Below are 20,060 nucleotides of genomic sequence, written 5' to 3'. Positions count from 1 at the left end.
GGCGAACTGGCGCAAAGCTCGACTTAGCCCTCCTGCATCACTCGTTGTCGTTGGAGGGTACAGGGAGTGATTTAGCGCGCTGCCAAGGCGACAATTTTGAACTGCGCCAAGCATGCCAGCCTTTTGGCAAATCAGCCAATTCCAGGATGCTCTCATCCCGCTGAACCACATTCTGGAGGCTGACGAGCATTAGCTCGGGTTCATCTCGATTTTGCTTGTCGTTGCTATGAAATTGCCAACTGCCACCCTCATCGTTGTGGTTCTCGTCGTCATCAGCTTCGTGCACAACGTATGCGATCCAGTCACCACGTTTAAATATGCTTCTGTCCGACAACACCGCGACATTGGGTGGGTCTTCGAACGTCCATTCCGCCATAGGAAACCTCAGATTCAAGCGGTCCGCACAAACCCCTCGCTCGCCCTCAACAGATTGCGCGTATAATCCTTCTCTACGCGATGCCCGATCAGCTGGCTCGCGGTGAGATTTTCCACCGCTTCGCCGTTCTGCATCACCAGTAGGCGCTCGCACATATGGGTGATGATGGCGAGGTCGTGGCTGACCATCAGGAAGGTCAGCTTGCGCCGACGGCGAACCTCTTCCAGCAGGTTGAGCACTTCCGCCTGCACCGAAGCGTCGAGCGCCGAGGTTGGTTCGTCGAGCAGCAGGATCGACGGTTCGAGGATGAGCGCCCGCGCGATCGCCACGCGCTGACGCTGACCGCCGGAGAGCTGGTGCGCGTAGCGGAAACGGAAACCGTTGCCTAATCCGACCTCGTCGAGGGCGCGCTGGATGCGTTGCTCGCCATCGGCAAAGCCGTGAATGGCGAGCGGCTCCTGCAGCAGGCGGTCGACGGTCTGACGCGGGTGCAGCGAACCATAGGGGTCCTGGAAGACCATCTGCACTTCGCGATAAAAAGCCTTGTCGCGGCGCGCTCCCAGCGTCTTGCCATTGACCGTGATAGTACCGGATGCGACAGGCACCAGGCCGGCAATGGCTTTGAGCAGCGTCGACTTGCCGGAACCGCTCTCGCCGACCAGGCCGAAGGATTCGCCGGACTTCACCTCGAGGTTCGCCCCTTTCAGCGCGCGAAAACGGTCGAACACCACCTCCAGCCCTTCAATCGAAATGGCTGGCGTCATGCCGCCCACTCCGGCTTGCGGTCGAGCACCGGCAGCGGGTGGCGTTCGTAACCGATCCTGGGCATGCAGTTGAGTAGGCCGCGCGTGTAGGGATGCTTGGCGTCGCGCAGCTCCGACGCCTTGAGCTGCTCGACCACCTTGCCGGCATACATGACGATGACGCGGTCGCAGAAGGAGGCGACCAGCCGCAGATCGTGCGAGATGAAGATCAGGCCCATGCCGCGCTCACTGACCAAGCGGTCGAGGATGCCGAGCACATCGAGCTGCACGGTGACGTCGAGCGCCGAGGTCGGCTCGTCGGCGATCATCAGTTCCGGTCCGGCGATCAGCATCATTGCGATCATGGCGCGCTGGCCCATCCCGCCGGACACCTCGTGCGGATGCAGGTCGAAGACACGCGAGGGATCGCGGATCTGCACAGCTTCCAGCATGGCCAGCGCCCGCTCGCGCGCTTCGGCCTTGGAGACCTTTTCATGCGTGCGCAGCGTCTCGACGATCTGGCGGCCGATGCTCATCACGGGGTCGAGCGAATATTTCGGATCCTGCAGGATCATGGCGATGCGTTTGCCGCGCAGCGCCCGGCGCTGACGGGCCGGTATGGCCAGAAGGTCGATGCCGTCGAGGGCGAGCTTCTTGGCCGACACAAGGGCCTGCGGCGGCGTCAGCCCCATGATGGCGCGGCCGGTCTGCGACTTGCCGGAGCCGCTTTCGCCGACAATGCCCAGCCGCTCTCGGCCAAGCGAAAAAGTGACGCCGCGCACCGCCTGGATGAGGCCGGTCCGAGTCGGGAAGGTGACGCGCAGGTCGTCGACATCGAGAAGTGCACCGCTCATTGGTCACCACTCATTGGTCGCCACTCCGGGGATCGAGCGCATCGCGCAGGCCGTCGCCCAGCAGGTTGAAGCCGAGACTGACGATCAGGATGGCGAAGCCGGGCGCGCCGGCCACCCACCATTGGTCGAGCACGAAGCGACGGCCGGACGCGATCATGGTGCCCCATTCCGGCAGCGGCGGCTGCGCGCCGAGGCCAAGGAAGCCGAGGCCGGCGGCGGTGAGGATGATGCCGGCCATGTCGAGCGTCACCCGGATGATGAGCGAAGAGATGCATAGCGGCATGATGTGGCGCAGCACGATGCGGAACGGAGAGGCGCCCATCAATTGCACCGCCTTGATGTAATCCGAATTGCGCACGGTCATCGTCTCGGCCCGCGCAATTCGGGCGTAAGGCGGCCACGAGGTGATGGCGATGGCCAGCACCGCGTTTTCGATGCCGGGGCCAAGGGCCGCGACAAAGGCCAGCGCCAGGATCAGCTTGGGAAAGGCGAGGAAGATGTCGGTAATGCGCATCAGAATGGCATCGGTCCAGCCGCCGGCATAGCCGGCGACGGTGCCGACCAAAAGGCCGATGGGGGCTGCGATGACGGCGACAAGAATGACGACGTAGAGCGTCCAGCGCGAGCCGAAAAGAATGCGCGAATAGATATCGCGGCCGAGATCGTCGGTGCCGAACCAATGCGCCGCACTCGGCGCCAAAAGCCGCGCGTTCTTGAGATCGCCGATGGTCGGCGAATAGGGCGCCAGCACATCGGCAAAGGCGGCGACCAGCAGCAGCGCGATGATGATGAGCAGGCCGAGAAACGCCAGCCGGTTGGCGGAAAAGCGCCGCCAGGCGACATAGGCGCGGCCGAGCCTTGCCTGCATGCGCGAGGCCGGCCGATCGCTGAGTAGCCAATCGCGGCGCGTTTGGATTGCTTCGGCGCTCATCCTGTCTTCGTCCTCGGATCGAGCACCTTGTAGAGAACATCGGACAGGAGATTGATGCCGATGAACACCGAACCGATGACGATGGTGCCGCCGAGCACGGCGTTCATGTCGGCGTTCTGCAGCGAATTGGTGATGTAGAGGCCGATGCCGGGCCAGGAGAACACCGTCTCGGTCAGCACCGAACCTTCGAGCAGCCCGGCATAGGACAGCGCGATCACCGTGACCATCGGCACCGCGGCGTTGCGCAGCGCATGGCCCCAGATGATTCGCGTTTCAGACAGGCCCTTGGCGCGCGCGGCGACGATGTATTCCTGCGACAGCTCGTTCAGCATGAAGGAGCGCGTCATTCGGCTGATATAGGCGAGCGAGAAATAGCCCAGCAGCCCTGCCGGCAGGATGATGTGGCGGTAAGCGTCGTAGAAGACATCCCACTGGCCCTGCAGCGCGGCGTCGAGCAGGTAGAAGCCGGTGATCGGTGTGAATGTGTACTCGTAGACGATGTCGAGGCGGCCGGGAAAAGCTACCCATTGGAGCTTGGCGTAGAACAGGACAAGCCCCAGAAGCCCGATCCAGAAGATAGGCACGGAATAGCCAATCAGGCCGACAATGCGAACGATCTGGTCGATGAGACTGCCGCGTTTTACCGCTGCCAGCACGCCGAGCGGCACGCCGATCAACGAGCCTATCAGAGTGCCCAGCGTCGCCAGTTCGATCGTTGCCGGAAAGGCGCGGCGGATGTCGGTCATCACCGGATTGGTGGTCAGCACCGAGGTGCCGAAATCACCGTTCAGCGCATGCTTGAGATAGATATAGAATTGCTCGATCAACGGAAGATCGAGCCCCATCTCGCGGCGGGTGCGCTCGACGACATTGGCCGGTGCGCGGTCGCCGAGCACCGCCAGCACCGGATCGATCGGGATGACGCGGCCGATGAAAAAGGTCACCGCGAGCAGGCCGAGATAGGTGGTGACGGCGATGACCAGGAAGCGGCCGATCGCCAACAAGATAGCGACGGCGCGGGCGCTTCCCTGCCCCGCCGTCGCCTGGTTTTCAATCGCGCTCATCAGGGCGCGTCCGCCGGCGCTATTCCTTGGAGACCGGGCCGACGAAGTTGGTGTCGAAGCTCGGACCGAGCGCAAAGCCTTTCAGGTTTTTGCGCAGGCCTGCCACTTCCAATTGCTGGTGGATGATGACGAAGGGGCTGGTGTCGAGGATCGTCTTTTCAAGGCTCTTGTACATATCGGCGCGCTTGCCGGCATCCTTCTCCAGCAAGGCTGCTTCGGTCTGCTTTGTCAGGTCCGGGATGTCCCAGGCATTGCGCCAGGCCAGCGTCTTGGTCTTGCCTTCATCCGAATTGTCCGGGTTTGAGGCAAAGGTCTGGGCGTTGGAGTTCGGATCGAAATAGTCCTGGCCCCACTGGCCGATATAGATGTCATGATTGCGGGCGCGGTATTTGGTCAGCGTCTGCTTGCCGTCGCCGGGGATAATTTCCAGCTTGATGCCGGCTTGGCCAAGCGTCTGCTGGATCGATTCCGCCATGCCGGTGGTCGGCTGTCCCGTGCGTACGTCCATGGTTACACTGAAGCCGTCGGCCAGGCCGGCCTTGGTCAGCAGTTCCTTGGCCTTGGCGACGTCGAACTTGAACGGATTTTCGTCCAGTTCGCCCAGAACGCCCTTGGGCAGGAAGGTCTGGTGAATCTCGCCAATGCCCTTGAGGATGGTCGTGCTCAGCGCATCGTAGTCGACCAGATATTTGAACGCCTGGCGAACCTCGGGCTTGGCGAGGTTCGGATTCTTCTGGTTGAGGCTGATATAATAGACCGTGCCCTTCGGCGCGCTGGTCGTGGTGAGATCGGCATTCTTGGCGATGGCGTCGAGATCGTTCGGCTCGAGGTTGCGAGCAACGTCGATGTCGCCTGCTTCGAGCGCCAGGCGCTGTGCCGAGCTTTCCTTCATGTTGCGGTAGATGACGCGGGCGAGCTTGGCCTTCTCGCCATTGTAATTGTCGTTGCGCTCGAGCACGACGACCTCATTGGCCCGCCATTCGCGCAGCTTGTAGGCGCCGGAGCCGGCATAACCGGTCTTCAGGAAGGCGTTGCCGAAATCGTTGTCCCATTTGTAGTCGGCACTTGGCGTCACCGCGGCGACATGTTCCTTGACCAGCTTTGCGTCGACGACCGAAGCGACCGTTGCCGACAGGCAGTTTAACACGAAGCTCGGCGCATAGGCCTTGTCGACGGTGAACTGGAAGGTGGTGTCGTCGACGGCCTTGGCCTTGTCGGCAACATTGTCGCCGCTGATGCCGAACTGGTTGATGATGAATGCCGGCGGCTTGTCCAGCTTGATGGCGCGCTCGAAGGAATAGGCGACATCGGCCGCGGTCAGTGGATTGCCCGAAGCGAACTTTAGGCCGGGCTTGAGCTTGAACGTATAGACCAGGCCGTCGTCGGAAACGGTCCAGCTCTCGGCAAGGTCGCCCTTGACCTTGGAGGTGTCGCTGAGGTCGAGGCGGACCAGCAGATCATAGGTGTTGCCGGTGACCTCTGCGGTCGACAGTTCGAACGCCTCGCCCGGATCCATGGAGATGATGTCGTCGATGGCAAAACCTTCGACCAGCGTGTCGGCGGGGGTCACGGCAAAGGCCGGCGCGACGCCAATGAGCAGAGCGGACATGGCAGCACCTGCGAGCCAGACGCGCGAACGTAGAGCAAACTTTTCCATCATCATGATGATTGTTCCCTGTTTTGTTGATTGTTGACCCCGAGTTCCCGGCTCAGGGCTGCAGTAATCTTTTTCGCGGCCGGAGGACGACCGTTAGACCCCATACCGTGTTGATTTTTTTCCAGTTGGTCAACACCCTATCCGGCAGCCCTCCAACCGGCAACGGGCATTTTTGCGAGCCGGCATACTGGACCGGAATATGCTGTGCGCGTCGAAGCATGGGCGAGCCAATTGCAGCCGCCGATGGGGAAAAATCTGCTCTTTTCGGTGTTACTTGATGGCAGCAACCAGATCGGCGTCGGGGAAGCAGGTGGCGGGGCGGCCGTTCTTTTCCTGCCAGCTGCCGATCGAGCGGCGGGTCTTGAAGCCGGGCAGGCCGTCGGCGCTGCCGACATCGTAGCCCTTGGCCTCCAGCGCCCGTTGCAGCGCGGCGATGTCGGAACGATGCAGGCCGCCAACCGCACCCCAGTTGCCGACGAAATCAGCATCGCCATGTGCAATGCGGTCAGCGCCATGGCCGATGAACAGGGCGTACAGGTCGCTGGTGTTGTACTGTTTCAGCACGTAGAAATTGGGCGTGGCGATAAAGGCGGGGCCGCTGCGTCCGGCCGGCATCAAAAGGAATCCTTCCGCTTTCAGTTCGCCGGCCGGAAAGGCTTTGCCGCCGACGCGGCTGATTCCCATCGCCACCCAGGCTGAGATCTTCTTGCCCTGGTCGGGACCTTCGAGCGAGCAGGAAACGCTTTCCGGAACCGTCACCTCGAAACCCCAGACACGCCCCTTCACCCAGCCATAGCGGACGAGATAGTTGGCGATCGAGGCCAGCACGTCCGGCGTCGAATTCCAGATGTCCGGGTGCCCATCACCGTCGTAGTCGACGGCGTGCTTCAGGAACGAGGTCGGCATGAATTGCGGCTGGCCGAGCGCGCCGGCCCAGGACGATTTCATGGCGCCGACCGGCGCCAACCCACGCTCGACGATCTCGAGCGCCGCCAGTACCTCGGTGCGGAAGAAGTCCTTCTTGGTCGACATGAACGCCTTGGTGCCGAGAACCTCGAAGGCGTCGTAGGGCATTTTCGCCGCGCCGAAGCCGGTCTCGCGGCCCCAGATCGCCAACAGTATCTCGCCCGGGACACCGTAGCGCTTTTCGATCGCAGCCAGCGTCCTGGCGTTGGCCGCCTCGCGCGTGCGCCCGCCTGATGTGACGGCGCGCACCGTCTTTTCGGCGAAATAGGCGCCGGGCGAACCGAACTCGGCCTGATGCTGTTTTTGCGGAGTTTTGGGTTTCTCGCCGGGCAGGACGAGGTCGGGCAATTTGAGGTTCGGCTTCACGCCGTCGAAAGCGGCGTCGAAAGTGGATTTGGAGATGCCTTTGGTCTGGGCTTCCGGCCAGAGATCGGTTTGCAGCCAGGCGCGGAACTGGTCGTCGATTTTGGCGGCGGAGGCGGGGGCTACAAAAAGCAGGGCAACAAGGGATGCGAGGAGCGCAACGAGCGCCAATCCGAAAGATCCGCGTTCTGTCGCGCCCCCCTCTGTCCTGCCGGACATCTCCCCCTCAAGGGGGGAGATTGGCTGTCGCTTCGGTTTTCGCCAACCACCAGCGTTGAAAGAAGAATGCCGCCCGAGAAGCTGCTGATCTCCCCCCTTGAGGGGGAGATGTCCGGCAGGACAGAGGGGGGCCCGAAGGAATGCTGTCATCTCCGGAGCATCCCCGCCAATTGCGTCAAAACGCCGTCCGCGATCGCAACGCGGCTGCCAGCGTACCCTCATCCAGATAATCAAGCTCGCCGCCAACCGGCACGCCATGGGCAAGTCGTGTCACCTTGACCTCGAAGCCCGACAACTGGTCGGTGAGATAGTGCGCCGTCGTCTGGCCCTCGACGGTGGCATTGACGGCAAGGATCACCTCCTTCACCTCACCGCCGGCAACGCGGTCGACCAGCGAGCGCACGTTGAGCTGTTCGGGACCGATGCCGTCGAGCGGCGACAGCGTGCCGCCGAGCACGTGGTAGCGCACATTCATGGCCGCCGCCCGCTCCAGCGCCCAGAGATCGGAGACATCCTCGACGACGATCAGCGTCGAGGCATCGCGGCGCGGATCGGTGCAGATCATGCAAGGGTCGGAGGTATCGACATTGCCGCAGGTCGTGCAGATGCGCACCTTGTCGGCGGCTTCAGCCATGGCGGCGGCGAGCGGTGACAAAAGCTGCTCCTTCTTCTTGATCAGGTGCAGTGCCGCACGCCTGGCCGAACGAGGCCCTAGCCCCGGCACCTTGGCCAGGAGCTGGATCAGGCGTTCGATCTCGGGACCGGCGATTCGCTTTGACATCGCACTGATCTAGGATTTTTCCGCGCGCTTTGAAACATGCGCATACGCACCGAGCCCGCCATGCTGCCATGGCGGGCTCGGAAAATGTTCTGGGCGTCAGTAGGCTGAGAGCGGCCGGGTTTGATCGACGATCATTGCGCCGATATCGTCGGTGTTCTCAGGCGTCGACTGGAAGCCCATCGACGCTTCCTGCGTCGCCGATGGCACCAAGGTGACGTAGCGGGCGTTCAGCGTGCCGCCGAAACGCGAGGCATCGGGCTCGGCCATCGGCTCCTGCATCGCCACCTCCGTCTGCTTGGCGGCGACGCGGGCGCTCTTAGCGGGCGCCGCGGAAGCCGTCACATAGGTCTGCTCGGCCGGGGCACGTGTCGCCTTGGCTGCGCGAACCGCCGCGGCCTGCTTGGCAGGATCTGGACGGACAATGGTCTTCACCACCGGCTCGGCGTAGGCAACCTGCACCGGCGCTTCAGGCACAGGAGCGCGCGGCTGCGCCGAGGCAACCATGGTCGTGGATTCATCCGGCAGCGGCTGCCAGTTGCGGCCGCGCTTCTCGTAGAAGGCGTTGCCGCCGGCAACCATGGTGTAATGCATGTTCTTGTAGGGGAACCTCAGGCCGGCGGTGTGGAAGTACATCGTGTTCTTCAGCTTGGCCTTGCGCTCGCCCTTGAGCACCGCATCGGCGGCCTCCTCGACATCGGGCATCGCTTTCGAATTCATCGCCCGCGTCATCACGCCGGGCGCGAACTGGCCCGGTTCGCCAACCACTTGGCAAATGGTGCTGCCATGATTGCCGGAGCGCAGCCGGTTCATCACCACCGTGCCGACGGCGATCATGCCGTCACGGCTCGAGCGGTTGGACTCGAAGAACATCGCCCGCTCCAGGCATTCCTTCTCCTTCGGCGTGTTGCGGTAGGCGCGCGTCGAAAGGAAGCTGGGCGTGATGGCGTCGGTCAGGCTGGCGACCGACAGGCCGTGCGAAGACGTGGTCTGGCTGCAACCGGCCAGGAACATAGGGGAGAAGATGATGCCGAGCAGAAGCGGCGTCTTCCATCGCGTCGCGATCAACAAAAAATGCCTCATTGTCCAGATGCCAGCCCGCCCCGAGATGTGGCAAGAATGAGACTCTTAAAGGCAAAAAGATGGCTAAAGGATTAGCTTTCGTGCAGCATAGGTAAAACTTTATAAATGCCCGGATATGTCCGCGTGAGCAAAGCCGGAGAAAGTCTTAACAACAGCCCCCGCAGCCGATTTCCCTTCATAAACAATTAACTGGTTGGAGCCGGCTCAGAACGGCAATTTCATTCCGGGCGGGATCGGCAAGCCTGCCGTCAGCGCCTTGGTCTTCTCCTGCATAATCTGCTCGACCTTATTTTTGGCGTCATTGTGAGCGGCCAGCAGCAGGTCTTCGAGAATCTCGACCTCGTCCTCCTTGAACAGCGACGGATCGATCTTCAGCGACTTCATTTCGAACTTGCCGGTCAGCGTGACATTGACCAGCCCGCCGCCCGCCTGCCCGCTTGCTTCAATCGTCGCGATCTCGTCCTGCATGGCCTGGAACTTGGCCTGCATTTCCTTCGCCTTGCCCATCAGGCCGAGAAGATCTTTCATGGTCGGGTCCTTTGCGGATTCGTGGCTATGGTCAGGTTTCGTCGTCGTCGGACGGCGGCTCGACCGGCGCTTCGGCCTTGTCGGTGTCGACTTCCGGCGCGTCGGGAATGCGCACGTCGATGATCTTGGCGCCGGGAAAGCGCGCGAGGATGGCGGCCACCGCCGGATCGCTTTTCGCGTCGGAGAAAGCGGTCTCGCGCCTGGTCGATTCCATCTCGGCCAGCGTTTGGCCGCCCTCTTCCTTCGACAATGACACCAGCCAGTTGCGGCCGGTCCAGGCCCGCAGCTTCGTCGTCAAGTCGTTGAGCAGCATCTTGGGCGCATCGGCGGTCAGGCCGACGTCGATACGGCCGGGCTCGATGCGCACCAGGCGAATACAGCTTTTGACCAGCACCTTGAAGGCGATGTCACGCTGCGCGTCGGCAAGAGCGACAATATCGGCCAGCGATTTCAGCGGCGGCGATTGCGGCTCGACGACCGGCTGCGGAGGCGCGACAAAGGCGACCGGGGGCGCGTCGACCAATCGCATGGTTTGCGCACCGGCTGGCCCGGACGGCATCCGGGTCTGCGCTACCGCGCTGGCGCCGCCGCCATTGCCGGCATTTACCGGCGCACCATTCGGGCGTGAAACACCACCGGACGCCGGAGCGCCGCTCTCTAGAGATTTCAGCGCCTCGTCCAGCGTCGGCAGGTCGGCGGCATGCGCCAGCCGGATCAGCACCATCTCGCCGGCGCTGACCGGTCGGTTGGATGACTGCACCTCGGGAATGCCTTTCAAGAGCATCTGCCAGGTTCGCGACAGAACCTTGACCGACAGCGTGCTGGCGAAGTCGGCGCCGCGGCGGCGCTCATCCTCGGACAGGGAAGCGTCGTCGGCAGCCGTCGGCACGAAGCGCAGCCGGGTGACGAGGTGGTTGAATTCGGCCAGATCGGTCAGCACGGCAGTCGGATCGGCGCCGGTGTCGTACTGGTTGCGGAATTCGGCAAGGGCGGCCGCCACATCGCCTTTCATGACATGTTCGAACAGGTCGACGATGCGGGCGCGGTCGGCGAGACCCAGCATGGCGCGCACCGCTTCGGCGCTGACGGCGCCGCCGCCATGGGCGATTGCCTGGTCGAGGATGGAGAGCGAATCGCGGGCCGAGCCTTCGGCGGCGCGCGCGATCATCGCCAGCGCGTCGTCGTCGACCGATATGCCTTCCTTGCCGGCAATCGAGGAGAGGTGCGCGACCAGTGCGCCGGCATCGATGCGTCTCAGGTCGAAACGCTGGCAGCGCGACAGCACGGTGATCGGCACCTTGCGGATTTCGGTGGTGGCAAAGATGAATTTGACGTGCGGCGGCGGTTCTTCCAGCGTCTTCAACAGGCCGTTGAAGGCCTGGGTGGAGAGCATGTGCACTTCGTCGATGATGTAGACTTTGTAGCGCGCCGACACCGGGGCATAGCGCACGCGCTCGATAATGTCCCTGATGTCGTCGATGCCGGTATGCGACGCGGCGTCCATCTCGATGACGTCGACATGGCGGCCTTCCATGATCGCCTGGCAGTGCTCGCCCAGGAAGGCGAGGTCGACCGAGGGATGGTCGACCGTCGGCGTCTTGTAGTTGAGCGCCCGTGCCAGGATGCGCGCCGTCGTGGTCTTACCGACGCCGCGCACGCCGGTCAGCATCCAGGCCTGGGCGATGCGGCCTGTGGAGAAAGCGTTGGTCAAAGTGCGGACCATCGGCTCCTGGCCGATCAGTTCGGAGAAATTCGACGGACGATATTTGCGCGCCAGCACGCGATAGGCGACGGCCTTTTGCTTCTCCAGGTTTTCGGGGTCCGAATTTCCGGCTTCGCTCATTCGCCCGTAAAGCTCCAAAAGGCCGCGTCTCAGCGTAGCCGATTCCTGCTAGATCGTTTCACCGTTTTCTGAAACGGCAAACCGCTCTACCCTTTGCTTTAACGCAATTCCGGACGGGAAACCGCTCACACTTTCCCTGGAATTGCTCCAATAGTCTCGCCCGCGCTGCAATGCGTCGTCAATGTCGCGAGAGGGGCCGATGAGGTGGGAGGCTGGAACAATGACCCGTTCCGGGCTCGTTAGGGCTGCTTCCTTCCGGACCTGACCCGGTTGGCGAGTGGATCGTCCACCACCAACCTCCCGCGTTCCATATCGGCAATTCAGCGATCAAATGCAAGGGTGCATTGAGAATCGGATGCCCTTGAACTCCGCCGCTCAATGAATCGCTTGCAGCCCCCGTGCAGCCGCTCTAGCGTCATGAGTTTGGGAATAATGCGAGAAGCGCAAGGGAAACGCCAATGCTACCGGGCCTCAAGGCCGGATTCACGCTCGACTCCAGGCTGGAGGCGGATAGCGAGCAGCTGATGTGGCTCGGCCTGTGCGAGCTCAGGGTGATGAACGATAGCCGCTGGCCATGGCTGGTCCTGGTGCCGCAGCGGCCGGGGGCCGAAGAAATCCACGACATGACGCCGCTCGACCAGGCGATGTTGACCTTCGAAACCAACATGGTGGCGCAGGCGCTGAAAAGAACCACGGGCTGCACCAAGATCAACACCGGCGCGCTCGGCAACATCGTTCGGCAATTGCATATCCACGTCATCGCCCGCTCGGAAGGCGATCCGGGATGGCCGGGGCCGGTGTGGGGGCACGGCATGCGCGAGCCCTATGAGCGTTCAGGCATCCGCCAATTTGCGCAACAGATCAAGGCGGCGCTATAAGCCGCCTGTGTCCATCCCTAGACGTTCGAGCTTCCATGACCTTTCGCCTTTTTGACGCGCCCTTGCGCGAACCGAGCCAGTTCGTCGGCTTCGCCGGAAACACGATTGATCGGCAATCCGAGAACCGCGCCGACGATTCCGTCGAAAGGGTGTTGGCCGATCCCTCGGCACGTCTTCTGCCGATGCATGGCGGACGGCTGTATCTGAAATTGCACGATGGCAGCTTCGACCCTTGGTTCGATCTGGCTGAGAGCCAGAAGCTGCAGCCATCACTCGCACAAGGCGTGCTGCTTGGCTTTGCCGAGAGCGGCCCGGTCCTTGCCGTGCCGGTCGGCCTCGATCCCGAACAGCTGCCGGAGACCATGAAGGCGATCGATTATCGCTCGGTCTATATGCAGGGGCTGATCGACGAGGCGGCAGCGGGCGCGCTGGCGCAAGGCGCCGCCCTGCTTGCCTGGCATGCCACCCATCGCTTCTGCAGCAAATGCGGCCATGAATCGCAAATGCGGGCCGGCGGCTACAAGCGCCATTGCCCAAATTGCGGCACCGAGCACTTTCCACGCACCGATCCGGTGGCGATTATGCTGACGGCGACGCGGGAAAAATGCCTGCTCGGCCGCGGCCGGCATTTCGGGCCCGGCATGTACTCGGCGCTTGCCGGTTTCATCGAGCCGGGCGAGACGATCGAGGCGGCGGTGCGCCGCGAAACGCTGGAGGAAGCCGGCATCCGGCTCGGCCGCGTCGTCTACCATGCCAGCCAACCCTGGCCGTTCCCCTATTCGCTGATGATCGGCTGTTTCGGCGAACCGCTCAATGACGACATCCAGGCCGATCTCAACGAGTTGGAAGATTGCCGCTGGTTTTTTCGCGACGAGGTGCGTTCCATGCTGGAGAGGACGCACAAGGACAATCTGGTCACGCCGCCGAAAGGCGCGATCGCGCATCATCTGATCCGCGCCTTGGGTCGACAGCGAATAAGACTTGTTATTTTACGCAATTCCGGACGGAAAACCGCTTCACACTTTTCCTGGAATTGCTTAACGGGAGCAAAAAATGATCCGTCACACCGTGGTTTTCACCCTGAAGCACCCGCAGTACTCGCTGGAGGAAAAGCGGTTCCTCTCCGATGCCAAGCGCATTCTCAGCGCAATCAAGGGCGTCACCCATTTCGAGCCGCTGCGGCAAGTCAGCCCGAAGAACGACTATCACTTCGGCTTCTCGATGGAGTTCGTCGATCAGGCCGCCTACACCAGATATAACGAGCATCCCGACCACGTTGCCTTCGTGCGCGACCGCTGGATCCCGGAAGTCGAAACCTTCATGGAAATCGACTATGTGCCGCTGACCCTGCTGGTTTAGGGGAACCTTAGTCCGCGACCTTCCACTGCTCGCGCGACTCGCTGGCGGGATAGACACCCAGAATGCGCACTTCGCGCGAGAAGAAGCGCAGTTCGTCCAGCGCCAGCTTGACCAGTGGATCGTCGGGATGGCCCTCGATATCGGCGTAGAACAGCGTCGCGGTGAAGGCGCCCAGTTGATAGCTCTCCAGCTTCGTCATGTTGACGCCGTTGGTGGCGAAACCGCCCATTGCCTTGTAGAGCGCAGCCGGCACGTTGCGGACACGGAACATGAAGGTCGTCATCATCTTGGTGTCGGCCGAGGGCCGTTCGGCCAACCGCTTGTCCTTGGTCAGGACGACGAAGCGGGTGACATTCGAGTCCGTGTCCTCGACATTCTTCTCGATGATGTCGAGGCCGTAGAGTTCTGCGGCGAGCGCAGGCGCCAGCGAGGCCATGCTGCGGTCCTTGAGCTCCGAGACCAGCTTCGCAGAGCCCGCCGTGTCGCCGGCGATCACCGGCTTCCAACCATTCTTGCGGATGTATTTGCGGCACTGTCCCAGCGCATGGATATGGCTGTGCACGGTCTTGATCTCTTCGCGTTTGACGCCTGGCAGCACCATCAGCTGGAAGTGGATCGGCAGAAAATACTCGCCGACGATGTGGAGTTTCGATTCCGGCAAGAGATGATGGATGTCGGCGACGCGGCCGGCGATGGTGTTTTCGATCGGGATCATGGCGAGGTCGGCCTTGTTGGTCTCGACCGCGTTGAAGGCATCCTCGAAGGTGGGGCACGGCAACGGCTCCATCGAAGGGAACATGTTGCGGCTGGCGGTGTCGGAATTGGCGCCCGGTTCGCCCTGGAAGGCTATTCTGTTGGTCTTGTCAGGCATGCCGATATCTCAGGTTTGAAAGGATCTGCGGTGTCAGGAAAGAATTTATCTTCTCAGCAAAGAATTTGTCTGGCGCGTTCGAGGTCTTCCGGCGTGTCGACGCCGAGCGGCAGCGATTGCACGATCTCGGCATCGATGCGCATACCGGCCTCCACCGCCCGCAACTGCTCCAGCCGCTCGCGCCGTTCGAGCGGCGACGGTTTTAGCGCGACGAAGCGTTCGAGGACTGAGCGCCGATAGGCGTAGAGGCCGACATGGTGATAGAGCGGCCCCTCGCCCCAGGGCGCGGTGGCGCGGGTGAAATAGAGCGCCTTCAGCCGCGTCGCCGACAACGGCGAACCGACGATCTTGACGACGTTGGGGTTGGCCTTTTCCTCGTCGCGGACGATCTCGACGCCGAGCGTGGCGATGTCGACCGCAGCGTCCTCGAACGGTTTCAGCGCCGCACCGATGATCATGGGATCGATGGTCGGCAGGTCGCCCTGTACATTGACGATGGTTTCGACCTTGCGATCGGGGTCGAGGGCGGTCAGCGCCTCGAAGATACGGTCGGAACCGGATTCGTGGTCGGTGCGCGTCATCACCGCCTCGAAACCGTGCGCGCGCACCGCTTCGGCCACGTTGCGCGTGTCGGTTGCCACCACCACCCGGCCAAGCCCAGCCTCAGCGGCGCGGCGGGCGACATGGACGATCATCGGCGCGCCGGCTATGTCGGCCAGCGGCTTGCCCGGCAGGCGCGTCGAGGCCATGCGGGCCGGGATCAGGATGAGCGTGGACATCGAGGTTGCAAGGCGTTCGAAAGAGGATGGGGAAAGTGGCAAAAGGTCTCACTGGAAGCGCCCTTATAGGTGTTGCAACGCCCAAGCAAAAGACCTAGTTTCCGCCCGATTTGACCGGCTCGACGGGGTGGGTCACGATACCGACGGACGGAGTGGACGGAGAGGTCCGCCGGAAAAGGGAGCCCTGGGGCGTATGGATTCCAACGAAGTGAACAAACTGCTCGCCGGGTTGCTTGGAACCTGTTTCGTCGTCTTCTCGGTCGGTTTGGTGTCCGACGCCCTGTTTGCCTCGCCGGCGCCGGAAAAACCCGGCTTTGCCATCGAGGCGACGGAGCCTGCCGAAGGCGGCGCCGCCGGACCCGCGGCAGAGGCCAAGCCGATCGCCGACCTTTTGGCCACCGCCAATGTCGAGCAAGGTGCGGCCGTCTTTAAGAAATGCCAGGCCTGCCATTCCGGCGAAAAAGGCGGCCCCAACAAGGTCGGCCCGGATCTCTGGGACATCGTCGACCGCCCCGTCGCCGAGCATGAGGGCTTTGCCTATTCGGCCGGCATGAAAGAGTTTTCCAAGGGCGGCGCCGAGAAGTGGACCTATGACAACCTCAACCACTTCATCACCTCGCCGAAGAAATTCGTGAAGGGCACTGCGATGGGCTTTGCCGGCCTGCCGAAGGACGAGGACCGCGCCAACGTCATCGCCTATCTGCGCACGCTGTCGGATAGTCCGAAGCCGCTGCCGACGCCAGGTGCCGCCGCCGATGCAGCGGCGCCGGCCAAGCCGGCCGAGGGTGCCGCTCCGGCCAAGCCGGCTGAAGGTGGAGCTCCCGCCCCTGTGGCGCCGGCACCGGCGCCCGCCAAATAACCGAATTGTCATCTCCATGATCTCAAAAAAGCCGGGTTCAGCCCGGCTTTTTGTTAGGAAAATCGCATATGCGGCGACAAAGCCGCCGCATGGCGGTTTTCACCGGCGTCAAATCATTTAGGATTGCCGGGCATCGCGAAGAGGAGAACGCATGACGGTTGGCCGAACGCTTCTGAGGTCCTTTCTGGTTGTGGGCGCCCTCGCAGGCGGCCTGCAGGCAGCCTTCCCCCAGGAATGGCACACCACCTCTTCGCTGATCGGCCCCTCCAAATATGGCGAGAACTTCCAGCGCTACGATTATGTGAATCCGGATGCACCGAAGGGTGGCACCTACAATTCGGTCGTTTCCGGCACGTTCGACAGCTTCAATCCCTACATCGTGCAGGGCTCGCCGGCGGCCGGCCTGCAGCCATTTGGCGGCGGCCTGCTCTACGACACGCTCATGGATCAAGCGACTGACGAAGGCAGCGTCAGCCACCCGCTCATCGCCGATGCCTACAAGTACCCTACCGACTATTCCTCGGCCACCTACCGGCTCGACCCACGGGCGAAATGGCATGACGGACAGCCGATCACCACTGACGACGTGATCTGGTCGTTCCAGGTGCTGAAGGCCAACAGCCCGATGTACAGCCGCTATTTCGAAAACGTCACCGACGCCGTCGCTGTCTCGGACCGTGAGGTCGAGTTCCACTTCGACCAGAAGGGCAATCGCGAACTGCCCAAGATCCTCGGCGACCTTGTCGTGCTGCCCAAGCATTGGTGGGAAGGCACCGACGCCAATGGCAAGAAGCGCGACATCACCAAGGGGACGCTGGAGCCGCCGCTGGGCTCGGCTGCATACAAGATCGCCAGCTTCAAGGCGGGGTCGGAAATCGTCTGGCAGCGCGTCCCCGACTATTGGGGCGCCAAGCTGGCTGTGAAGATCGGCCGGGAGAATTTCGACACGCAGCACTTCACCTACATTCTTGACGACAACGCCTCCTGGGAGGCGTTCAAGAAAGGTGGCCTCGACGATATCAAGCCGGAAAACAGCTCCAAGCGCTGGGCGACATTTTACGATTTCGCGGCGATCAAGGCCGGCGATGTGATCAAGCAGGAGTTCAAGACCACCTCGCCCGAGCCGATGCAGGCTTTCATGCTCAACCAGAGACATAGGCTGTTTGCCGATCGCCTGGTCAGGGCCGCGCTCACCTACCCGTTCGATTTCGAATCGATGAACCGCACGCTGTTCTTCGGTTTCAACACTCGCACCCACAGCTATTTCCAGGGCACGGACCTAGCCTCCAGCGGCTTGCCGCAAGGCAAGGAATTGGAGATCCTGGAGAAGTACCGCGACAAGCTGCCGCCGGAAGTATTCACCCAGGAATTCAAGTTGCCGGTCTACGATTCGCCGCAGGCGGAGCGCAAATATCTGAAGCAGGCGGTCGACCTGTTCGCCCAGGCCGGCTGGGTGATCAAGGGCGGCAAGATGGTCAACGCCAAGACCGGCGAGCCATTCAAGTTTGAAATCCTAGGCTCGAATGAAACCGACCAGGTCATTTCCAGCCCTTGGATCGCCAATCTGCGCAAGATCGGCGTCGATGCGACACTGCGCATCGTCGACCCGAGCCAGTACACCAACCGCGTCAGAAATTTCGATTACGACGTCATCACAGGACAGCTCCAACAGTCGGAATCGCCCGGCAACGAGCAGCGCGATTTCTGGAGCTCCAAGGCCGCCGACACACCGGCATCGCGCAATTATTCCGGCATCAAGAACCCGGTCGTTGACGCCCTTGTCGACCGCATCATTTTTGCCACGGATCGCGATGACCTCGTCGCCACCACCCATGCGCTCGATCGCGTGCTGCTGTGGAATTACTATGTGGTGCCGCAATACTATCGCGCCGTTGTGTGGCTGGCTTACTGGAACAAGTTCGGCATCCCGGAAAAGCAGCCCGGCTACCGTGGCGCCGATATCGATTCCTGGTGGATCGATGCGGACAAGGAAAAGGCCCTGGCCGCCAAGTACAAGGGCAGCAATTGATGGCGGGGCTCCCTCGCCGCGATTTCCTGGCCCTCAGTGGCGCCGCGGCCGTTGCTGCGCTGCTGCCGGGCAAGGCTTTCGCCGCCAGCCCAACCGGCGTGAAACTGCATGGACTGTCGGCTTTCGGCGACCTCAAATACAAGCCGGACTTCACTCATTTCGACTATGTCAATGTCGATGCGCCGCAAGGTGGCGTCTTCAACTTCCTGCCGCGCAACTGGCTTGCCAACCAGACGCCGCTGACCTTCAACACGCTGAATTCGTTCGTTCCCAAAGGCGATTCGCCCCAGCGCACTGAGATGTGCTTCGATTCACTGATGGTGAGAGCGTACGACGAACCTGACGCCGTTTACGGGCTGATCGCTGACGGCGTGACGATTTCCGACGACCGCAACGACTTCACCTTCTCGCTGCGCCCGCAGGCCCGCTTCCATGACAGCACGCCATTGACGGCCGAGGATGGCGCCTTCACCTTCAAGCTGCTCAAGGACAAGGGGCACCCGTACTATTCCCTGCCGCTAACGCATCTGGATGACGCGATTGCCGTGGATGCCCACACGCTGCAGCTTAGGTTTTCCGGCAAGCAGACAAGCCGCACCATCCTCAACGTCGTCGAGTTCCCGGTCCTGTCGAAGGCGTTCTACACGGCCAACCCGTTCGATTCCTCGCAGATGAACCCGCCGTTGGGGTCAGCCGCCTACAAGGTCGGTCGCTGGTCGGCAGGGGCCTGGATCGAATATGAGCGTGTGGCTGATTATTGGGGCAACGACCTGCCGGTCAATCGCGGCCAGAACAATTTTCAGCGGATCCGCGTTGAGTTCTATCAGGACCGTAGCGTTGCCTTCGAAGCGTTCAAGAAGGGAGAAATCCTCTACAGGGAGGAATTCACCTCGCGCGTCTGGGCGACCGGCTACGACTTCCCAGCCTTCACTGCCGGCAAGGTGGTGAAGCACGAATTCCCGGCCGAAACGGTGCCTTCGATGCAGGGCACCGCCGTCAACCAGCGGCGCGAGCAGTTTCGCGACTCGCGCGTGCGGCAGGCGATCGGGCTCTGCTTCGACTTCGAATGGACGCGGCGCAATTTCTTCTACGGTTCCTATGAGCGCTCGCAATCCTGCTTCGAGAAATCCGAATTTCGCGCCGAGGGCAGACCGTCGCCACAAGAATTGGCTCTTCTTGAGCCGCTGCGTGAGCAGATTCCCGCCGAGGCTTTTGGCGAAGCCGTGATCCAGGACGCGTCGAACGGCTCCGGCCGCGACCGGCAGTTGCTTGGCAAGGCGGCCAAGCTTCTGGCCGAGGCCGGCTGGAAACGGTCCGGCAATTTCGTCGTGAACGACAAGGGTGGTCGGTTGTCCGCAGAGTTTCTTGTCGACGACGAAGTCTTCGAACAGGTCTACTCGCCCTGGGTCGAAAACATGAAGGCGGTCGGCATCGATGCCTCGATCCGGCTGGTGGATGCCGCGCAATATCAGCTGCGGCAGAATTCGTTCGACTACGACCTCGTCTCGGTCGCGGCCTCGTTTTCGGCGACGCCAACCCGTGACGACCTCGAAACCATTTTCCATTCGCGAGCAGCTACCGTATCGGGCTCTCGCAATCTGCCGGGAACGTCGAGCCCGGCCATCGACGCCCTGGTTGACGCCGCAGGTGCCGCCGAGGGTCGCGAAAGCCTGACAATTGCCATGCGCGCGCTCGACCGGGTCTTGCGTGCACGGAGGGATTGGATTCCAAGTTGGTTCCTGGCGAATCATCGAAGCGCCTATTGGGACATGTTCGGTTTTCCCGAGCGGAAACCCGATTTCGACTTCCCGGTCGAAGCGCTGTGGTGGGTCGACAAGGGCAAGGCGGCAAAAATTGGCAAAGGGTAGGCTGTTGCGCGG

The 20,060-nt window shown here is 62.0% G+C and carries 18 protein-coding genes, 1 other RNA gene and 1 pseudogene; 6 read left to right on the top strand and 14 right to left on the bottom strand.

Annotation, left to right across the window (positions count from 1 at the left end; genetic code table 11):
• Window positions 1-37 precede the first annotated feature (37 nt).
• The 12 genes from NKJ76_RS09490 to ffs all read right to left on the bottom strand — a co-directional run bounded on the left by NKJ76_RS09490 (window position 38) and on the right by ffs (window position 11,706).
• Window positions 38-376 carry a hypothetical protein gene (locus NKJ76_RS09490; protein WP_352537286.1) on the bottom strand — a complete coding sequence of 113 codons (339 nt, stop codon included), beginning with the start codon at window positions 374-376 and terminating at the stop codon, window positions 38-40.
• A gap of 14 nt (window positions 377-390) precedes the next feature.
• Window positions 391-1,140 (bottom strand): ABC transporter ATP-binding protein, encoded by a 750-nt coding sequence (locus NKJ76_RS09485; protein ID WP_352537285.1) that lies wholly within the window; start codon window positions 1,138-1,140, stop codon window positions 391-393.
• The gene (locus NKJ76_RS09480) at window positions 1,137-1,973 is read right to left on the bottom strand and encodes an ABC transporter ATP-binding protein (protein ID WP_352537284.1); all 837 of its coding nucleotides are present in this window, start codon (window positions 1,971-1,973) and stop codon (window positions 1,137-1,139) included. The genes NKJ76_RS09485 and NKJ76_RS09480 overlap by 4 nt, the downstream gene beginning before the upstream one ends.
• A gap of 10 nt (window positions 1,974-1,983) precedes the next feature.
• Window positions 1,984-2,904: a nickel transporter permease gene (nikC, locus tag NKJ76_RS09475; RefSeq protein ID WP_023682024.1), complete on the bottom strand. Its 921-nt coding sequence runs from the start codon at window positions 2,902-2,904 to the stop codon at window positions 1,984-1,986.
• On the bottom strand, window positions 2,901-3,968 hold the full coding sequence (locus NKJ76_RS09470) for an ABC transporter permease (RefSeq protein WP_023669524.1): 1,068 nt from the start codon (window positions 3,966-3,968) through the stop codon (window positions 2,901-2,903). Before NKJ76_RS09470 ends, nikC begins: the two co-directional genes overlap by 4 nt.
• 19 nt (window positions 3,969-3,987) lie before the next feature.
• On the bottom strand, window positions 3,988-5,631 hold the full coding sequence (locus NKJ76_RS09465) for an ABC transporter substrate-binding protein (protein ID WP_023725785.1): 1,644 nt from the start codon (window positions 5,629-5,631) through the stop codon (window positions 3,988-3,990).
• A gap of 264 nt (window positions 5,632-5,895) precedes the next feature.
• Window positions 5,896-7,173 carry a lytic murein transglycosylase gene (locus tag NKJ76_RS09460; RefSeq protein WP_352537283.1) on the bottom strand — a complete coding sequence of 426 codons (1,278 nt, stop codon included), beginning with the start codon at window positions 7,171-7,173 and terminating at the stop codon, window positions 5,896-5,898.
• 175 nt (window positions 7,174-7,348) lie between these two features.
• Window positions 7,349-7,954 carry a recombination mediator RecR gene (gene recR, locus NKJ76_RS09455; RefSeq protein ID WP_023688760.1) on the bottom strand — a complete coding sequence of 202 codons (606 nt, stop codon included), beginning with the start codon at window positions 7,952-7,954 and terminating at the stop codon, window positions 7,349-7,351.
• Window positions 7,955-8,050: 96 nt separating this feature from the next.
• Window positions 8,051-9,019 carry a cell wall hydrolase gene (locus NKJ76_RS09450; protein WP_023703499.1) on the bottom strand — a complete coding sequence of 323 codons (969 nt, stop codon included), beginning with the start codon at window positions 9,017-9,019 and terminating at the stop codon, window positions 8,051-8,053.
• Between the two features lie 219 nt (window positions 9,020-9,238).
• The gene (locus NKJ76_RS09445) at window positions 9,239-9,562 is read right to left on the bottom strand and encodes a YbaB/EbfC family nucleoid-associated protein (protein ID WP_023669519.1); all 324 of its coding nucleotides are present in this window, start codon (window positions 9,560-9,562) and stop codon (window positions 9,239-9,241) included.
• 31 nt (window positions 9,563-9,593) lie between these two features.
• Window positions 9,594-11,405 carry a DNA polymerase III subunit gamma/tau gene (locus tag NKJ76_RS09440; RefSeq protein WP_023703500.1) on the bottom strand — a complete coding sequence of 604 codons (1,812 nt, stop codon included), beginning with the start codon at window positions 11,403-11,405 and terminating at the stop codon, window positions 9,594-9,596.
• Between the two features lie 204 nt (window positions 11,406-11,609).
• Window positions 11,610-11,706: signal recognition particle sRNA small type (gene ffs, locus NKJ76_RS09435), an RNA gene on the bottom strand.
• Window positions 11,707-11,863: 157 nt separating this feature from the next.
• Here ffs and NKJ76_RS09430 point away from each other — a divergent pair.
• From NKJ76_RS09430 to NKJ76_RS09420, 3 genes and pseudogenes are all read left to right on the top strand, one after another.
• On the top strand, window positions 11,864-12,283 hold the full coding sequence (locus NKJ76_RS09430; RefSeq protein ID WP_352537282.1) for an HIT domain-containing protein: 420 nt from the start codon (window positions 11,864-11,866) through the stop codon (window positions 12,281-12,283).
• A 35-nt stretch (window positions 12,284-12,318) separates the two neighbouring features.
• Window positions 12,319-13,261: pseudogene (gene nudC / locus NKJ76_RS09425) on the top strand (NAD(+) diphosphatase).
• A gap of 75 nt (window positions 13,262-13,336) precedes the next feature.
• The gene (locus NKJ76_RS09420; protein ID WP_023669515.1) at window positions 13,337-13,642 is read left to right on the top strand and encodes a Dabb family protein; all 306 of its coding nucleotides are present in this window, start codon (window positions 13,337-13,339) and stop codon (window positions 13,640-13,642) included.
• A 7-nt stretch (window positions 13,643-13,649) separates the two neighbouring features.
• Here NKJ76_RS09420 and NKJ76_RS09415 read toward each other — a convergent pair whose 3' ends face one another.
• Both NKJ76_RS09415 and NKJ76_RS09410 read right to left on the bottom strand, forming a co-directional pair.
• Window positions 13,650-14,513 (bottom strand): prephenate dehydratase, encoded by an 864-nt coding sequence (locus NKJ76_RS09415; protein ID WP_023696750.1) that lies wholly within the window; start codon window positions 14,511-14,513, stop codon window positions 13,650-13,652.
• 53 nt (window positions 14,514-14,566) lie between these two features.
• Entirely contained in the window at window positions 14,567-15,292 is a 726-nt protein-coding gene (locus NKJ76_RS09410; RefSeq protein WP_352537281.1) for a 3-deoxy-manno-octulosonate cytidylyltransferase, read from the bottom strand.
• A gap of 193 nt (window positions 15,293-15,485) precedes the next feature.
• On the opposite strand from NKJ76_RS09410, the gene NKJ76_RS09405 reads away from it, so the two are divergent.
• From NKJ76_RS09405 to NKJ76_RS09395, 3 genes are all read left to right on the top strand, one after another.
• On the top strand, window positions 15,486-16,151 hold the full coding sequence (locus NKJ76_RS09405; RefSeq protein WP_023751921.1) for a c-type cytochrome: 666 nt from the start codon (window positions 15,486-15,488) through the stop codon (window positions 16,149-16,151).
• Between the two features lie 151 nt (window positions 16,152-16,302).
• Window positions 16,303-18,180 carry an extracellular solute-binding protein gene (locus tag NKJ76_RS09400; protein ID WP_023745252.1) on the top strand — a complete coding sequence of 626 codons (1,878 nt, stop codon included), beginning with the start codon at window positions 16,303-16,305 and terminating at the stop codon, window positions 18,178-18,180.
• Window positions 18,180-20,048, top strand: coding sequence for an extracellular solute-binding protein (locus NKJ76_RS09395; RefSeq protein ID WP_352537280.1), 1,869 nt, complete (start codon window positions 18,180-18,182; stop codon window positions 20,046-20,048). Before NKJ76_RS09400 ends, NKJ76_RS09395 begins: the two co-directional genes overlap by 1 nt.
• Window positions 20,049-20,060 lie beyond the last annotated feature (12 nt).

It is taken from the genome of Mesorhizobium sp. M0029 (genome assembly GCF_040323735.1).
GTDB lineage: Bacteria > Pseudomonadota > Alphaproteobacteria > Rhizobiales > Rhizobiaceae > Mesorhizobium.
The sequence above is the reverse complement of the archived record's forward strand: the minus strand, read 5'-3'. Positions and strand labels throughout refer to the sequence as shown.

Coding starts and splice junctions, on each gene's coding strand:
- NKJ76_RS09480 (WP_352537284.1), bottom strand. CDS start 1,973: ATGAGCGGTGCACTTCTCGATGTCGACGACCTGCGCGTCACCTTCCCG.
- NKJ76_RS09445 (WP_023669519.1), bottom strand. CDS start 9,562: ATGAAAGATCTTCTCGGCCTGATGGGCAAGGCGAAGGAAATGCAGGCC.
- NKJ76_RS09410 (WP_352537281.1), bottom strand. CDS start 15,292: ATGTCCACGCTCATCCTGATCCCGGCCCGCATGGCCTCGACGCGCCTG.
- NKJ76_RS09405 (WP_023751921.1), top strand. CDS start 15,486: ATGGATTCCAACGAAGTGAACAAACTGCTCGCCGGGTTGCTTGGAACC.
- NKJ76_RS09465 (WP_023725785.1), bottom strand. CDS start 5,631: ATGATGATGGAAAAGTTTGCTCTACGTTCGCGCGTCTGGCTCGCAGGT.
- recR (WP_023688760.1), bottom strand. CDS start 7,954: ATGTCAAAGCGAATCGCCGGTCCCGAGATCGAACGCCTGATCCAGCTC.
- NKJ76_RS09485 (WP_352537285.1), bottom strand. CDS start 1,140: ATGACGCCAGCCATTTCGATTGAAGGGCTGGAGGTGGTGTTCGACCGT.
- NKJ76_RS09395 (WP_352537280.1), top strand. CDS start 18,180: ATGGCGGGGCTCCCTCGCCGCGATTTCCTGGCCCTCAGTGGCGCCGCG.
- NKJ76_RS09420 (WP_023669515.1), top strand. CDS start 13,337: ATGATCCGTCACACCGTGGTTTTCACCCTGAAGCACCCGCAGTACTCG.
- NKJ76_RS09400 (WP_023745252.1), top strand. CDS start 16,303: ATGACGGTTGGCCGAACGCTTCTGAGGTCCTTTCTGGTTGTGGGCGCC.
- nikC (WP_023682024.1), bottom strand. CDS start 2,904: ATGAGCGCCGAAGCAATCCAAACGCGCCGCGATTGGCTACTCAGCGAT.
- NKJ76_RS09440 (WP_023703500.1), bottom strand. CDS start 11,405: ATGAGCGAAGCCGGAAATTCGGACCCCGAAAACCTGGAGAAGCAAAAG.
- NKJ76_RS09490 (WP_352537286.1), bottom strand. CDS start 376: ATGGCGGAATGGACGTTCGAAGACCCACCCAATGTCGCGGTGTTGTCG.
- NKJ76_RS09430 (WP_352537282.1), top strand. CDS start 11,864: ATGCTACCGGGCCTCAAGGCCGGATTCACGCTCGACTCCAGGCTGGAG.
- NKJ76_RS09415 (WP_023696750.1), bottom strand. CDS start 14,513: ATGCCTGACAAGACCAACAGAATAGCCTTCCAGGGCGAACCGGGCGCC.
- NKJ76_RS09470 (WP_023669524.1), bottom strand. CDS start 3,968: ATGAGCGCGATTGAAAACCAGGCGACGGCGGGGCAGGGAAGCGCCCGC.
- NKJ76_RS09460 (WP_352537283.1), bottom strand. CDS start 7,173: ATGTCCGGCAGGACAGAGGGGGGCGCGACAGAACGCGGATCTTTCGGA.